This is a genomic window from Acetobacter persici (genome assembly GCF_018256955.1).
In the GTDB taxonomy this organism is placed as follows: domain Bacteria; phylum Pseudomonadota; class Alphaproteobacteria; order Acetobacterales; family Acetobacteraceae; genus Acetobacter; species Acetobacter persici.
The window spans coordinates 140,181-153,599 of the sequence record NZ_JAERKU010000003.1 but is presented as its reverse complement, the minus strand read 5'-3'; the positions used below and the strand labels follow the sequence as shown (position 1 = coordinate 153,599).

Annotated in this window: 14 protein-coding genes; 4 read left to right on the top strand and 10 right to left on the bottom strand. The window is 59.6% G+C overall.

Annotated elements, in window-relative coordinates:
- The first annotated feature begins 132 nt into the window (after positions 1 to 132).
- A complete protein-coding gene (locus JK199_RS05085) occupies positions 133 to 462 on the top strand; it encodes an FtsB family cell division protein (RefSeq protein ID WP_086655292.1) in 330 nt (109 codons plus the stop codon).
- 151 nt (positions 463 to 613) lie between these two features.
- On the opposite strand, the gene rpmG is transcribed toward JK199_RS05085, so the two are convergent.
- The gene (rpmG, locus tag JK199_RS05080; protein WP_003623017.1) at positions 614 to 781 is read right to left on the bottom strand and encodes a 50S ribosomal protein L33; all 168 of its coding nucleotides are present in this window, start codon (positions 779 to 781) and stop codon (positions 614 to 616) included.
- Between the two features lie 152 nt (positions 782 to 933).
- Between rpmG and JK199_RS05075 the strand changes: the two genes are divergently transcribed.
- Positions 934 to 2,133 carry a molybdopterin molybdotransferase MoeA gene (locus JK199_RS05075; RefSeq protein ID WP_212374259.1) on the top strand — a complete coding sequence of 400 codons (1,200 nt, stop codon included), beginning with the start codon at positions 934 to 936 and terminating at the stop codon, positions 2,131 to 2,133.
- 6 nt (positions 2,134 to 2,139) lie between these two features.
- On the opposite strand, the gene JK199_RS05070 is transcribed toward JK199_RS05075, so the two are convergent.
- The gene (locus JK199_RS05070) at positions 2,140 to 3,447 is read right to left on the bottom strand and encodes a carbohydrate porin (protein WP_342356290.1); all 1,308 of its coding nucleotides are present in this window, start codon (positions 3,445 to 3,447) and stop codon (positions 2,140 to 2,142) included.
- 263 nt (positions 3,448 to 3,710) lie between these two features.
- On the opposite strand from JK199_RS05070, the gene lexA reads away from it, so the two are divergent.
- A complete protein-coding gene (lexA, locus tag JK199_RS05065; protein ID WP_025827829.1) occupies positions 3,711 to 4,376 on the top strand; it encodes a transcriptional repressor LexA in 666 nt (221 codons plus the stop codon).
- 107 nt (positions 4,377 to 4,483) lie between these two features.
- On the opposite strand, the gene bioD is transcribed toward lexA, so the two are convergent.
- The 3 genes from bioD to JK199_RS05050 are packed head-to-tail and all read right to left on the bottom strand — an operon-like array spanning position 4,484 to position 7,790.
- Entirely contained in the window at positions 4,484 to 5,908 is a 1,425-nt protein-coding gene (gene bioD, locus JK199_RS05060; RefSeq protein ID WP_212374257.1) for a dethiobiotin synthase, read from the bottom strand.
- Positions 5,905 to 6,597 carry an alpha/beta fold hydrolase gene (locus JK199_RS05055; RefSeq protein ID WP_212374255.1) on the bottom strand — a complete coding sequence of 231 codons (693 nt, stop codon included), beginning with the start codon at positions 6,595 to 6,597 and terminating at the stop codon, positions 5,905 to 5,907. The genes bioD and JK199_RS05055 overlap by 4 nt, the downstream gene beginning before the upstream one ends.
- The gene (locus tag JK199_RS05050) at positions 6,594 to 7,790 is read right to left on the bottom strand and encodes an aminotransferase class I/II-fold pyridoxal phosphate-dependent enzyme (protein ID WP_212374253.1); all 1,197 of its coding nucleotides are present in this window, start codon (positions 7,788 to 7,790) and stop codon (positions 6,594 to 6,596) included. Before JK199_RS05050 ends, JK199_RS05055 begins: the two co-directional genes overlap by 4 nt.
- 148 nt (positions 7,791 to 7,938) lie before the next feature.
- On the opposite strand from JK199_RS05050, the gene JK199_RS05045 reads away from it, so the two are divergent.
- On the top strand, positions 7,939 to 9,198 hold the full coding sequence (locus JK199_RS05045) for an adenosylmethionine--8-amino-7-oxononanoate transaminase (protein ID WP_212374678.1): 1,260 nt from the start codon (positions 7,939 to 7,941) through the stop codon (positions 9,196 to 9,198).
- A 155-nt stretch (positions 9,199 to 9,353) separates the two neighbouring features.
- Here JK199_RS05045 and JK199_RS05040 read toward each other — a convergent pair whose 3' ends face one another.
- The 5 genes from JK199_RS05040 to uvrC form a co-directional block, all read right to left on the bottom strand.
- Positions 9,354 to 9,806, bottom strand: coding sequence for a molybdenum cofactor biosynthesis protein MoaE (locus tag JK199_RS05040; protein WP_342356289.1), 453 nt, complete (start codon positions 9,804 to 9,806; stop codon positions 9,354 to 9,356).
- A gap of 4 nt (positions 9,807 to 9,810) precedes the next feature.
- Positions 9,811 to 10,074, bottom strand: a complete 264-nt coding sequence (gene moaD, locus JK199_RS05035; protein WP_086655297.1) for a molybdopterin converting factor subunit 1 — start codon at positions 10,072 to 10,074, stop codon at positions 9,811 to 9,813.
- Positions 10,075 to 10,129: 55 nt separating this feature from the next.
- Positions 10,130 to 10,630, bottom strand: a complete 501-nt coding sequence (locus JK199_RS05030; protein ID WP_373278446.1) for a hypothetical protein — start codon at positions 10,628 to 10,630, stop codon at positions 10,130 to 10,132.
- A 201-nt stretch (positions 10,631 to 10,831) separates the two neighbouring features.
- Complete coding sequence (pgsA, locus tag JK199_RS05025; RefSeq protein WP_077930028.1) at positions 10,832 to 11,404, bottom strand: CDP-diacylglycerol--glycerol-3-phosphate 3-phosphatidyltransferase; 573 nt, start codon at positions 11,402 to 11,404, stop codon at positions 10,832 to 10,834.
- Positions 11,405 to 11,503: 99 nt separating this feature from the next.
- On the bottom strand, positions 11,504 to 13,417 hold the full coding sequence (uvrC, locus tag JK199_RS05020; protein ID WP_408742331.1) for an excinuclease ABC subunit UvrC: 1,914 nt from the start codon (positions 13,415 to 13,417) through the stop codon (positions 11,504 to 11,506).
- Positions 13,418 to 13,419: the final 2 nt, after the last annotated feature.

Sequence of the window (13,419 nt, the reverse complement as noted above, 5' to 3'; positions counted from 1 at the left end):
AGCCGTGCTCTCCGGAGCGCGGCTTTTTTTATGTCTGCGTTAGCAGAGAGAGCTTCCTGTCCAGAACTTCATGGTTTAGACATAAAGATATGACCAGAATGACACTTTCCGGGGCAGAGGGACGCTAAAACCGTGAAGATAGGCCGCTTTATCAGACGTGCTGTGCGCGCCATTGTTCCCCCTACCGTTTTTCTGGGCATTGCGGTTTATTTCGGCTGGAACGCTACGCAGGGTGACCACGGGATGAAAGCCTATCAGCAGCAGCTTCTCCTGCTGGATCAGGCAAAACAGGCCCAGCAGGATGCCTCAGCCGAACAGATTGCCTGGAAGCGGCGCGTGAATGGCCTGCGGGAACAGTCTCTGGATAATGACACGCTGGATGAACGCGCCCGCGCCATGCTCAATCTGGCCGATAAGAACGATATCGTTGTGCCGTATGACCGGCATGACCCGCTTTACTAAGCGCCAGTCTCACGAGCAGCCAGAACCCCGCAGACCCTCGTCTGGCGGGGTTTTTCTTTGCCCGGCCCAGAGCGCAACGAGCAAGCAGGCATAAAAAAAGCGGCCCCAGAGGGAGCCGCCTTTTTAAATCTCTTACCCGGGAAGGGAGAGATTATTTAATTTTCGCTTCACGGAAGACGACGTGCTTGCGCGCAACGGGATCGTACTTCTTCAGTTCCATCTTACCGGTGTGCGCACGGGCGTTCTTTTTGGTGACGTAGAAGTAACCGGTGTCCGCCGTGGAAACGAGACGGATTTTGATAACATTGGTCTTGGCCATAGCTTCCTCAGCAGAGCATCGTTAAACCCGGCACCACGCCAGAAACGTGGTCGGGTGGTGTTCAAGTGCCGGCAAAATGCGCATACAAGAGCCAAACGTCAAGCATTCTTGCATCATTCAGGCGTGGGAATAGCCGAAAGGAGTAAAAAAACATGCTGGATGTGGCTGTTGCACGTGCCCGAATCCTTGAAAAATTCTCTGCCTGTGGCCTGGAAACCGTCTCACTGGCCGATGGCTGCGGCCGTGTGCTGGCATCCCCTCTGACGGCCCGCCTCTCCAATCCCCCCGTCTCCATCTCCTCCATGGATGGCTATGCCCTGCGAGCGGAAGACGCGCAGGAAGGCGTATCCCTGCGCATTATCGGTGAAGCCCCTGCGGGCCATCCGTCGAGCCTGACTGTGGAAAAAGGCACCTGCCTGCGCCTGTTTACCGGCAGCCAGATCCCCGCCGGGGCTGACATGGTCATGATTCAGGAAAACGTGCGGCGCGAAGGGAATAACGCAACCCTGCTCAGCGCTGGCCGCAAAGGACAATTTATCCGCACCGAGGGGCAGGACTTCCGTAAAGGCGACATTCTGGTTCCCGCCGGTCAACGCATTGGCCCGCGGGATATCGGGCTGGCAGCCGCAGGCGGGCATATCTGGCTCCCCGTATCCCGCCGCCCGCGTATAGGCGTTCTGGCCACGGGGGATGAAATTATTCTCCCCGGAGACCCGGCTGCCCCGGACTCCATCGTCAATTCCGGCGCGTTCATGATCGTGGCACTCCTGAAGTCTCTGGGGGCAGATGCATTTCTGCTCCCCATCGCACGGGATAACGCAGCCTCTCTCTCCGCGGCGATCGGGCAGGCCCATTCGCTGGACCTTTTGGTGACCATCGGCGGGGCTAGTGTCGGCACGTACGATATCGTGCGCAGCACGCTTGAAGCGCACGGGCTGGATCTGAACTTCTGGAAAATTGCCATGCGTCCCGGCAGGCCGCTGATGTTCGGCCAGCTTGGCCACACCCCCGTTATTGGCCTGCCGGGTAATCCGGTGGCAGCGCTTGTATGCAGTCTGGTGTTTATTGCCCCGGCCCTGCGCAAGCTGCTGGGGCTGCCTGTTCCGGATGAAATGGAAACAGAACCCGCCCTGCTCGGGTCGGATATCGCGGAAAATGATCAGCGGCAGGATTTTGTGCGGTGCCGCCTGACTCCGCAGGCTGACGGACAGCTTCCGCTTGCCACTCCGTTCAGCTCACAGGATTCCGCTCAGCTCAATATTTTTGCCCAAAGTCAGGCTCTTCTGATCCGCGCCCCGTTTGCCCCGGCAGATAAAGCCGGAACACCCTGCCGTATTCTGCGCCTGCCCTGAGGCCTTTCAGAACGACACGCTGGAATGCAGCCCAAAAATCGCTTCATCTTTCACCCTGCGGCCTGCGGTATCCAGCACCCCGCCGCTGGGTGAGAGCATCCCCTGCAAATCAGGCTGGATCAGCAGCCAGCGTGTAGCCTGAAACTGGTACGTCAGTTCCAGATGGTATTCCGCATGCTGGGCCAGCGTCCCTGCGCGCCGCTCTGCACGGCGCAGTACAGGACTGGCCTCGCCATAACCAAAGCCAAGAGCCAGCACATCATCCGCGCGCTGGAAGGGCGCGTTGAGCACAAGCCCCGCATCCACAGCATTGGCAATCTGGTTACGATTTGCAGGGGGGGCCCATGTTGCCCGCACAAAGCCCGCGAGCGTCTGCACGCCAGACAGGCTGGCAAGCTCCTGATCCGCCACAGCATATAAAGTCCAGTTGCCTTTATGCCGCACAGAAGAATCGGCCTGATCCGGAAAGCGGCCCGTATCCCCATAGCCGCCCAGCTTATAGGTGCCGTCCCGCCCCCAGAGCTTTGTGTGGTACTGCGCTTCCAGAAACATCAGCACGCCGGTGCCAAAATGGAACCGGGTGCCACTTGGGTCCTGATTCTGGTTCCACGGATCTGCCTCATTCAGGAAACTGGCCCCGATCGGGTTATCATCCGCAACCGCCGCCAGAACCGTCCAGTCATGGGACAGAGCATATTTGAGCCGGAGTGCAGGCGTGCCCAGCGGTGCGGCAGGCCCCTGATCATACAGGTTATTATCCGGCACCATAGGCCAGGAAAATGAGGCGTTCATGAACTGCTGAGCGCCGTCACTCCCCATAAAATCATGGCTGAGGTCCAGCTTGCCAAGCCGCAGGTCCAGCTTGTCATGATCAAAGGTCTGACCATACCAGACCTCATAAAGCCGGAGATTGATATCCGCCTCAATCCCCGAGACCTGATTGAACACATACAGCGGCTGATTGCTGAAGGGATGCCCGCGAATATCCACGCCACTGATCCCGAGAGTGCCGAGCGGCAGATGCGTCAGACGGCCAAGGTCCAGCGAGAGCTGGCCCGTCGTCACCCCGATATAATTATTGGAGGGCTGGCTTCCGCCAACCGGAATAGCCCAGAATTCATTCTGGTCCGTGAGCTGAAAATCCACACCATGCTCAGCGAGAGTACGGCGCACACCGCCCCAGTCCTGCGTCAGACGGTCTTTAAAACTGAACGCATCCTCGCCAGACTGTGCATCCTGCGCTCCGGCCGGAGCCACATTCAGGGTCAGGCAGGCGCAGAACGCTGCCGGAACTGTGATAATTTTTCTAAACACAAAACCTGTTCAAAATTACTATGCTACCGGCTGAAAGAACGGCTCCGGGTCCTGTGGCCAATAGCAACCGCCACCCGCTTAAATCGCCATACTGCAAAGCAACAGGCCCGCAACGGACCCTTCTGTTCCACAACTTTACAGGCCCCGCAAAAAATACAGAAGCGCTTTTGATATGACCGAATAACCCCTTGACCCAAAAAGAGAACTTATGTAGAACAAAGTCTTATAAATACAAAAACGATCATCTGCTCCGGGGTGCCGCAATGCTGACGCGCAAACAGCACAAACTGCTTCTTTTTATTGATTCCCACCTCAAGCAGACGGGTTTTTCTCCTTCTTTTGATGAGATGAAAGAGGCCATGGGCCTGCGCTCCAAATCCGGTATCCACCGCCTGATTTCCGGGCTGGAGGAGCGCGGTTTTCTGCGCCGCCATCATCACCGCGCCCGTGCGCTGGAAGTCATCCACCTGCCGGAAATCATGCCTGCGTCCGAGACTCTCCCCGCCAACGTCGTGCGCGGTGATTTCTCCCGCCCGCAGACAGCGGCACTAAAAATCCCGCTTTATGGCCGCATTGCCGCCGGTCTGCCCATTGAGGCAATGGCCGAGACCGACACCTTTCTGGATATCCCCAAAGATATGGTTGGCTCAGGCGATTACTACGCTCTGGAAGTCACTGGTGATTCCATGATTGAGGCCGGAATTATGGACGGCGACCACGTTATCATCCGCCGCACGGAAGACGCCGAGAACGGGCAGATTGTCGTGGCGCTGATTGATAATAGTGAAGTCACACTCAAGCGCCTGCGCCGTAAAGGCAACACGATCGCGCTTGAACCCGCCAACCCACGCTATGAAACGCGGATTGTCCCGGCGGAGCGCCTGCATATTCAGGGGCGTCTGGCTGGGCTGATCCGCCAGTATCACTAAAGCGCCGCTTGTGCGGCAACCTCACCAAGCGACATGTCTTAGACGCAAGGATTGAGACCAGACCTGAGAAGGAGGGCGTGATTTTGATATCACGCCCTCCTTCTCACTCACACACTCTCCCTGCCTCCACAGACGGCATCCCATGAGGGAATGAGCCCGCTCAGCGTGCGCACCGTCTCCGGTGTAACAGCCTCCTGTTGTGGCAATTCAGCTAGAATCCGCACCTGCCCTTTTTCTTCAATCGTTTTGCGATTCTCAGGGTTGAGTGGCCCGCTCAGCACCACCCCGGCAACAGCCAGACCTCTGGCCCGCATGGCCTCCAGACTGAGCAACGTATGGTTGAGTGTACCCAGCCCGCTGCGAGCAACCAGCACCACCGGCAGCCCCCAGCGTTCTGCCAGATCAAGCATCATCAGCGTATCCGTGGCAGGCACCATCAGGCCGCCCGCCCCTTCCACCACCATCGGGCGTTCCGGGTTCTGCAACGGCAAAGCCAGAAGGGCCGGGTCAATTTCCGCCCCTTCTGCCTGTGCTGCGGCAAGGGGGGAGAGAGACGCCTGATAGGCTCCGGCGGGAGGAATACAGTCCTCCGGCAGACAACCACTCAGTTTTATAACGGTCGCAGTATCCCCTTCTTCATCCGCCAGCCCGCTTTGCAGAGGCTTCCAGTACAGGGCGTTCCATGCCCGCACCAGGCAGGCAGACGTCAGCGTTTTCCCCACGCCGGTATCCGTTCCGGTGACAAACACCCCGGCTCTTAGAGGTTTTTGAAAACAGCCGTACGCCAGATGCCAGGTAGCCAGAGCGCCGCTCGCATCAAAGCGTGCCATCACCCGCCGCAGGTCTGCCGGGGAGAACGCCGCGACACCCTCCCGCGGGACGGACGCTCCGGTTGCCTTCAGATGCCTCACAAAGGCGAGTCCGCTTTCAAAAGGCTGAACACAGCGCTCCGCCACCCACCGCCCCGCACACAGGCGGGGCTGCCACCCCTGCACGGTCCGGGCTTCCGGGTACTCCGGCGTGCCTGCCACAAGCCCTTCTGCCGCGCAGGCATTCTGCCATTCCGCAAATGTGCCATCCAGCAAGGTTGAAACCGCAATCACGCCACCGGGCGTCAGGCGCTCGGCCAGTGTTTGCAGAACAGCGGCGGGTTCGGCCAGCCACTGAAAGACCAGATTGCCGCAAATCAGATCAAACGAGCCCGCAACATCAGGGCGCGCGGCATCCATCTCACAAAACTGCACACGCTTCCCGACACGGTTGCGGGCACGTTCCAGCATCTTGGGGGCAATATCTGTCGCAATCAGTTCAGCCTCAGGCCACGTGTCATGCAGCATCTGCGTCAGAAAGCCAGTGCCACATCCCACTTCCAGAATACGGCGTGGCGCTTTGCCGGCCAGCCGGAACTGTAACAAGTCAAACAGCCGCCGCGCCGCCACACGTTGCAGCAGTGCCGCCGCGTCATAGCCTTCAGCAGCATCAAAACTGTGCTGAATACGGGTCTGTCGGGAATGGGCAGAACAGTCAGTCATAAATTTTCCAGCATCTGTAGGGTCATGCGCCGGATGGCCTCGGCGCAGATATCGGGGTGCGTCTGTGGCAACATGTGTCCTCCCTCTGCCTGCCAGCTGATCGGGAGGTCTGGCGGCAAGGAGGCGCGTGTCATGTCCGGGCTGACAATCGGATCCTGCCCTCCGGCCAGAATACTGACCGCACCCGGCACCCCTGCCAGACGCGACAGAACGGGGCGCATATCCAGCGTCCTCAAATCTGTCAGCCCCTCCTGCAAGGCCTCTTGACACACCATTTCAGAGGGGACCGGGCCTGCTCCGCAGCGGACCCGAAAATCCATCACCACCTGAGCCGGATTCCGCATCAGCCCCGCCTGCATCCGTGTCAGCACACGCGGGGAAATACCCTGTAAAAACCCCTCCCCGGCGGCAAAACGCCCAAAGGCGTTGATACCGAGAAAGCGGCTTCCCTCTGGCCAGTTTCCACGCGCAAGAAGCCAGAGAAACCCCAGAGAATGCCCCACAGCCAGAACAGGATGTGGGCCGCTCCGCAGAGCCTCGACCTGTCTCTGCGCCTCGTGCTGTGAGGCCCCAAAATATCCAAGGTCCGGCAGACAGGCCTCGGGCTGGCCAAGTGCCTTTAAGACTGGCTTCCACACATCCGGCCCAAAGCTCCAGCCATGCACAAAAAGCAGCTGCGGCGCAGTCATGGCCGTTCGCCTACAGGATAATCCGCCACCGCCGCACACAACACCTCAGCAAGCTGATCAACCTGCGCTGCCGTGTGATTCCCGTGCAGCACAACCCTCAGGCGACACCCTCCCGGCGGCACCGTAGGCGGGCGGATGGCAATTGCCAGAAAACCGGCGTCTTCCACCTTGCGCGAAAGCGCGAGTGCGGTCTGTTCACGCCCTACCACAACCGGGACAATCTGGGTGGAGGATGGGCCAGTCTCCAGCCCCACAGCCTTCATATGCTGCCGGAACCGCTCCGCCAATGCTGCCACATGCTGCCTTGTGGCTTCCATCTGCGGCAACAGCTCAAGCGCAGCCTCCACCGCCCCCAGCACCAGCGGAGAGGGCGCTGTGGAATAAATATAACCGGACCCTTTGTTCACCAGCCAGCGGCACAGCGCGGAAGATGAGGCAATAAATGCCCCCATCCCCCCCAGCGCCTTGCTGAAGGTGCCTATGATCACATCCGCCTGTCCGTCCGCGATCCCTTTCCCGTCCGGCCCCAGAATACCGGTGGCATGAGCTTCATCCACACACAGCAAGGCATCATACCGGCGGGCCAGTACGCCCAGAGCCGCCATGTCCGCTCTGTCCCCATCCATGCTGAAGACGCTCTCTGTCAGGATGATCTTCAGGCCCGGACCATCAGCCTTCCGCAGCAGGCTTTCCAGATGCGCCATGTCATTATGCCGGAAGCGCACCGGCTGCACGCCCGCTGCAGCACAGCCATGATAGAGGCTGGCGTGAATAAATTTATCAACCATAACCTGAGGCGGTGCCCCCGTCGCAGCGAGCGAGATCTGGGCAAGGGCTGGCACCAGAGTCGCATTCGCCTGCCAGCCGGAAGAAAAAATGCAGGCCGCTTCCATCCCCTTCAATGCGGCAAGCCGGGCTTCCAGCGCCACCATGCCGGGCGCTGTACCTGTCACCAGCCGGGATGCGCCGGAGCCAGTTCCGTATCGCCCGGCCCAGATCAGAGCGCGCTCCCGCAGCAGCGGGTGCGCCCGCAGACCAAGATAATCATTGGAGGAAAAATCAACCAGAAGGGTGCCGTCTTCTCGCTCCAGAATGCCATCGGCTCTGGGTTGAAGGCTGCGCGGCGTCCGGAGACGCCCCTGTTCGGCCAGTTCCTCCAGCCCATGCTGGAAAAGATGATCAAACCGCGTCATGAAGCGAGTGGTGCCGGAGCCGGGACCGCCGGTCAATCACCTAAGCAGGAGTTCTCGCGCAATGTCCGCCCCCCAGAAGCCCCATATGCCCGCGCCCCCCGCTCCCGCCCGGCAGCCGGAACAGGCAACCGCATCGTCCTCACCCGTCATGCCAGACTGGTACCAGCAGGGGCTCCCGCATATCTGGCTGCCTTACAGCCAGATGAAAACCGCTCCGGCCCCTCTGGCCGCCCGCAGCACCCACAATGCCCGCATTCAGCTTACGGATGGCCGGGAACTGGTGGACGGCGTGGCCGCATGGTGGACAGCCTGCCACGGTTATAATCACCCCCACATCCACGCCGCCGTTACAGCACAGCTGGGCACCATGCCGCATGTGATGTTCGGCGGGATGGTGCATGAACCCGCCTTACGTCTGGCAAGCCGCCTGTGCGCCATGCTGCCGGGAGATCTGGATCGGGTCTTTTTTACCGATTCCGGTTCTGTCGCGGTGGAAGTCGCCATGAAAATGGCCATTCAGTACCGCCTGAACACCGGGGAGCCGAAACGCACCAAAATGCTGGCCTTCAAAGGCGGATATCATGGCGACACACTTGCCACCATGTCCGTCTGTGACCCGGAAGAAGGCATGCACCACCTGTATGGCGATGTGCTGGCTCATCATATCATCGCCCCGCTGCCACAGGATGAGGACAGCACCGCAGCTTTTTTCCAGCTTCTGGACGAGCACGCCCATGAGCTGACTGCCATCATCACCGAGCCTCTGGTGCAGGGTGCGGGGGGCATGCTGTTCCATTCCCCCACTGTGCTGCGCACGCTGCGCGAGGCCGCAGACCGTTACGGCCTCCTGCTCATTCTGGATGAAATTTTTACCGGCTTTGGCCGCACCGGCACGATGTTTGCCTGTGAACAGGCCGACATTGTGCCGGATATCATCACCCTCTCCAAAGCTCTGACAGGCGGCACCATGGCGCTGGCCGCCACCGTTGCCCGCCCGCATGTGTTTGAGGCCTTTCTGTCCGACAGCCCGGACCACGCTCTGATGCACGGGCCGACCTTTATGGCCAATGCTCTGGCCTGCGCCTGCGCCAATGCCTCGCTGGACTTATTTGAAACCGAACCCCGACTGGCACAGGTGGCCACCATTCAGGCGCATCTGACAGAAGCGCTTGAACGCTGCCGCACGCTGCCGGGCGTTAAGGACGTCCGCGTTCTGGGGGCCATTGGCGTTGTGGAACTGGAAAAAATTGCCAATCCGGACGCTCTGCGGCAACGCTTTATTGCGGAAAATGTGTGGATCCGCCCGTTCCGCTCAATCGTCTACCTCACCCCGGCCTTCACCATCCCACCGGAAGATCTGCGCACGCTGACCGATACCATCTATCGCGTTCTGTCTACGGAAAACTGAAAACCACAGCACAGGAGCCACAGCAGATTGTCTGCCTGTGGCTGTGGCTGTGGCTGTGGCTGTGGCTGTGGCTGTGGCTGTGGCTTAACAGAACCTTCAGATTCACAGCCAAAAAAAACAACAGATTTCATTAAAAAACAAAATCTTATGAAACGTTATTCATCCCACAACGCAGATGCTTTATCGTCCGCTTCCCGTGCATCCACCCAGACACAGCGCCCATCATGATAGCGCTCACATTTCCAGAATGGTGCTCCGGTTTTAAGGCGATCAATAAGAAAATTGGTGCCCGCAAGCGCTTCCGCCCGATGCGCGGAAGACGTCCCGACAAACACGATGGGGGCACCCACAGGCAGCGTGCCAACGCGATGGATCAGTGTGCAGCCCGTCAGGCTGAAACGTCGCACCGCTTCATCCGCCAGCGCCGTCAGCACTTTTTCTGTCATGCCGGGATAATGTTCCAGCGTCAGGCTTTCCAGCCCATCCGGCCCGTCCCGCACTTGCCCCATAAAAACGCTGATACCGCCAATAGAACGGGACCCGGCTGAAAGGCGGTCCATTTCCGCCCCCATATCAAAAAGCTCAGGCTGGACAAGAACGCGCAGCACGCCCCTAGCCCCCGGTCATCGGCGGGAAAAATGCCAGTTCATCACCGGGCTTTACAGTATCCTGAAACGTCGCAAGCGTCTGGTTAATGGCAACACGGATACGTGGTGCGGCAGCAAAAACCGTATCCAGCGTGGCATCCTTCTGACGCAGTTCGGTAAGAAATGCCTCTACCGTGACAGACGGCTCTGACAGACGGACAGTCTCCCTCTCCCGCCCCATCTGCTCACGCAACGCAGCGAAATAGAAAATTGTGACGTCCTGCGCCATAGCGATGTCCTTGCTTTTTCTCGTATCAGGCGGCCTGTGCCGCGCCCCGGCGCCGTCAGGGGCGCGGGGTGGCCGGAGCCTGCGTCTTTTTTGCCTGCGTGGTCGTCACAGACCCGTCCGGGTGGATCAGCGTCACGGTGCCGTCACCATTCGGAATTTCAATGGTGGAGGCAGATCCGCGCTGCACACCGTATTTAGAGGCCGCATCCGGTTCGGCATCCGGAAGCTTTCCGGTCACGGACTGAGACGTATCAGGCTGGCCATCCGGCTCGCCCACGCTCATTTCTCCGCCATCAGGCAACTGCGAGCCACCCCCATTGGACGCACCGCCCAGAATGGTGCCAATACGGTCCTTCTCAACGTCTTCCAGAGTAGGCAGTGGTGCCGGCGGCCCTGGCCAGATATTCCCGCCTGCGGGCAGGAGTGGGGTTTCCGCGGTGGAATATCCACGCACCCGACGCATGTTGAGGTTTTCACCGCCCGGCGCATTCGGGTTCGCGCCCGGCAGGGTTGCGGTATCGGTCACAAATTTCCCGAACCCGGAACAGCCGCTCAAAACCAGACATATTCCAACAAGAGCGGATTTCCGCATCACCTGACTCCGCTAACCATGACACCATGCAGGCAAAACAGAGATACCTGCTGCGGCAAAACTATGCCGCCTAAAGCTTAAATACCGGTTTGCGGAAGGGATACAAGCCGAGGAACGCCATTTGAGACTTATGAGACACACCGTGCGAGGGTTTCAAACGCCTCTTCACGAGAGATTAACGTGCCGCAGCCCGGTTGTCAGATAATCCCAGCCCGTGATCAGCGTAAGAGCCGCTGCAATCCACAGCAGAACAGCGCCAATCAGCGCCACGGGCAGCCAGGGCATCCCCAGCAGAACACCTGTGCCGTCCCCTGCCAGCAGAAACCCGATTGCTGTCATCTGGAAGCCGGTTTTCCATTTTGCGAGGCGCGTCACCGGCAGGCTGGCCCGGCGTTCCGCCAGATATTCCCGCATGCCGGACACCAGAATTTCCCGGCACAGAATAATGATGGCAGGCCACAGGCTGAAATAGGCCATGCGGCCCAGCCCGGCCAGCACCATCAGGCAGGCCCCCACCAGCAATTTATCTGCAATGGAATCAAACATCCGGCCGAAGTCAGACAACTGATGCCGGGAACGAGCCAGCTTGCCGTCAAAATAATCCGTCACCCCGGCAAGAATGAACAGGAAGCAGGCCAGCGCATCCGTTTGCGGAGACCCCCATGCGGCAAAAAGCACCACAATCGGGATCGCCACGATACGCGAGATGGTCAGAACATTCGGCAGATCTGTCAGCATTGGCGGGATGCTAGCCTATTTCCCGCGGAGCTGAAATGGTTTCTGGCGTCTGCTTTTCACCACTCACCCAGAAGTTTAGTGCAGGGCTGAAAACCGGGGTCAACCCGGCGTCCAGTCCGGGTGAAAATGCCCGTAAACCGCCCTGGCTGTCTCCCGGTTGATCCCCGGTGCCGATTCGAGTTCCGGCAACCCGGCCTGTTTGACCCCACGGGCCGAGCCAAACGTGTTGAGCAGCATCTTTTTCCGCGCAGGCCCAACACCCGGAATATCATCAAGCTCGGACGTCACCAGCGTTTTGGAACGCCCGGCCCGGTGCGTGGTAATGGCAAAACGATGCGCCTCATCGCGCAGGCGTTGCAGGTAGTAGAGAACCGGGTCCCGTGGTTCGAGCTGGAACGGCGCTGCATCCCCGGTATGGAACCACTCCCGGCCCGCATCGCGGTCCGGCCCCTTGGCAATGCCCACCAGCTTGACACCCGTTACACCAAGATCATCCAGCACGCCGCGCACGGCGGAATATTGCCCTGCCCCGCCGTCAATCAGCAGAACATCGGGCCAGTTGGACAGATCGCCTTCCGCCGCTTCCTTCAACGCCCGCCCGAAGCGACGCTCCAGCACTTCCCGCATCATGCCAAAGTCATCACCGGGTGTGACGGGGCCTTTGATCAGGAACTTACGGTACGCCCTGCGGTCAAACCCCTCTGGCCCGCCGACAATCATCACGCCATAGGCATGGGACCCCATGATGTGGCTGTTATCATAGACTTCAATCCGCTCAGGGGGCGCATCCAGCCCCAGCACGCGCGCCACGCCCTCCAGAAGTTTCGCCTGCCCGGCACTTTCCGCCAGTTTGCGGTGCAGCGCATCCCGCGCATTGGCGACGGCATGGTCCAGCACCTGCTTTTTCTCACCCCGCATAGGGTGCAGAATTTCTACCTTCCGCTCACGCCGCAGCGTCAGGGCTTCAGCCAGCAGGGCTTCTTCCGGCAACTCATGATTAACCAGAACCTGTGCCGGGCATGGCTTATCGTCATAAAACTGCGCAATGAAGGCGGCGAGAATATCACCCGGTTCCTGGTCCTGCGTATGCGCCGGGAAGAAGGACCTGTTGCCGTTATTGCGTCCGCCGCGGATGAAAAACACCTGTATGCAGGCCTGTCCGGCTTCCTGCCAGATGCCAAACACGTCCGCATTTTGCAGAGAGGCCGGGTTTATGACGCTCGAATCCTGCATCTGCGCCAGTGCACGAATTCGGTCCCGCATGGTGGCCGCGCGCTCAAAATCCAGCGCCTCGGCCGCCCGGTGCATCTCGGCACTCATCTCTTCCCGCAGAACGTGATCCTTGCCGGACAGAAAGTCCCGCGCCTGCTCAACCAGCTTTGCGTAATCGGCCTGATTAATCCGGTCCACACACGGGCCGGAACAGCGTTTGATTTGATACAGTAAGCAGGGGCGAGAGCGGCTGTTAAACACGGAATCGGCGCAGGAGCGTAGCAGAAAAACCCGCTGGAGCAGGTTAAGCGTCTGGTTAACTGCCCATGCGGACGCAAACGGCCCCCACAGGCTGGCCCCTTTCACCGGCTTGCCGCGGTGTTTGGCAATCTGCGGAAATGCGTGTGCATCCGTGAGCATCAGCCAGGGGTAACTTTTGTCATCCCGCAGAAGGATGTTGTAGCGGGGCTTCATGCGCTTGATGTAGTTGGCCTCAAGCAGCAGCGCCTCGGCCTCGGTATGCGTCGTGACAATCTCCATGGAGGCTGTCTCGGACACCATGCGCCGCAGGCGTTCAGGCAGGCGATTAACCTGCGTGTAGGATGTCACCCGTTTTTTAAGCGCCAGCGCCTTGCCGACATAGAGAACATCCCCCTTCTCGCCCAGCATGCGATACACACCGGGAGAGAGCGGCATGGTTTTGAGCGCCTCCCGGATAACCTCCACCCCCTTCAGCGGGGTGGCAGGCCTGTTTTCTCCGGCGTCCGGCGTAGTCGCGTTTGGGGAATTTTCAGATGTCATCA

Coding starts and splice junctions, on each gene's coding strand:
- moaD (WP_086655297.1), bottom strand. CDS start 10,074: ATGGCGCAGGACGTCACAATTTTCTATTTCGCTGCGTTGCGTGAGCAG.
- rpmG (WP_003623017.1), bottom strand. CDS start 781: ATGGCCAAGACCAATGTTATCAAAATCCGTCTCGTTTCCACGGCGGAC.
- JK199_RS05055 (WP_212374255.1), bottom strand. CDS start 6,597: ATGACTGCGCCGCAGCTGCTTTTTGTGCATGGCTGGAGCTTTGGGCCG.
- JK199_RS05075 (WP_212374259.1), top strand. CDS start 934: ATGCTGGATGTGGCTGTTGCACGTGCCCGAATCCTTGAAAAATTCTCT.
- bioD (WP_212374257.1), bottom strand. CDS start 5,908: ATGACTGACTGTTCTGCCCATTCCCGACAGACCCGTATTCAGCACAGT.
- pgsA (WP_077930028.1), bottom strand. CDS start 11,404: ATGCTGACAGATCTGCCGAATGTTCTGACCATCTCGCGTATCGTGGCG.
- JK199_RS05050 (WP_212374253.1), bottom strand. CDS start 7,790: ATGACGCGGTTTGATCATCTTTTCCAGCATGGGCTGGAGGAACTGGCC.
- uvrC (WP_408742331.1), bottom strand. CDS start 13,417: ATGACATCTGAAAATTCCCCAAACGCGACTACGCCGGACGCCGGAGAA.
- lexA (WP_025827829.1), top strand. CDS start 3,711: ATGCTGACGCGCAAACAGCACAAACTGCTTCTTTTTATTGATTCCCAC.
- JK199_RS05045 (WP_212374678.1), top strand. CDS start 7,939: ATGCCAGACTGGTACCAGCAGGGGCTCCCGCATATCTGGCTGCCTTAC.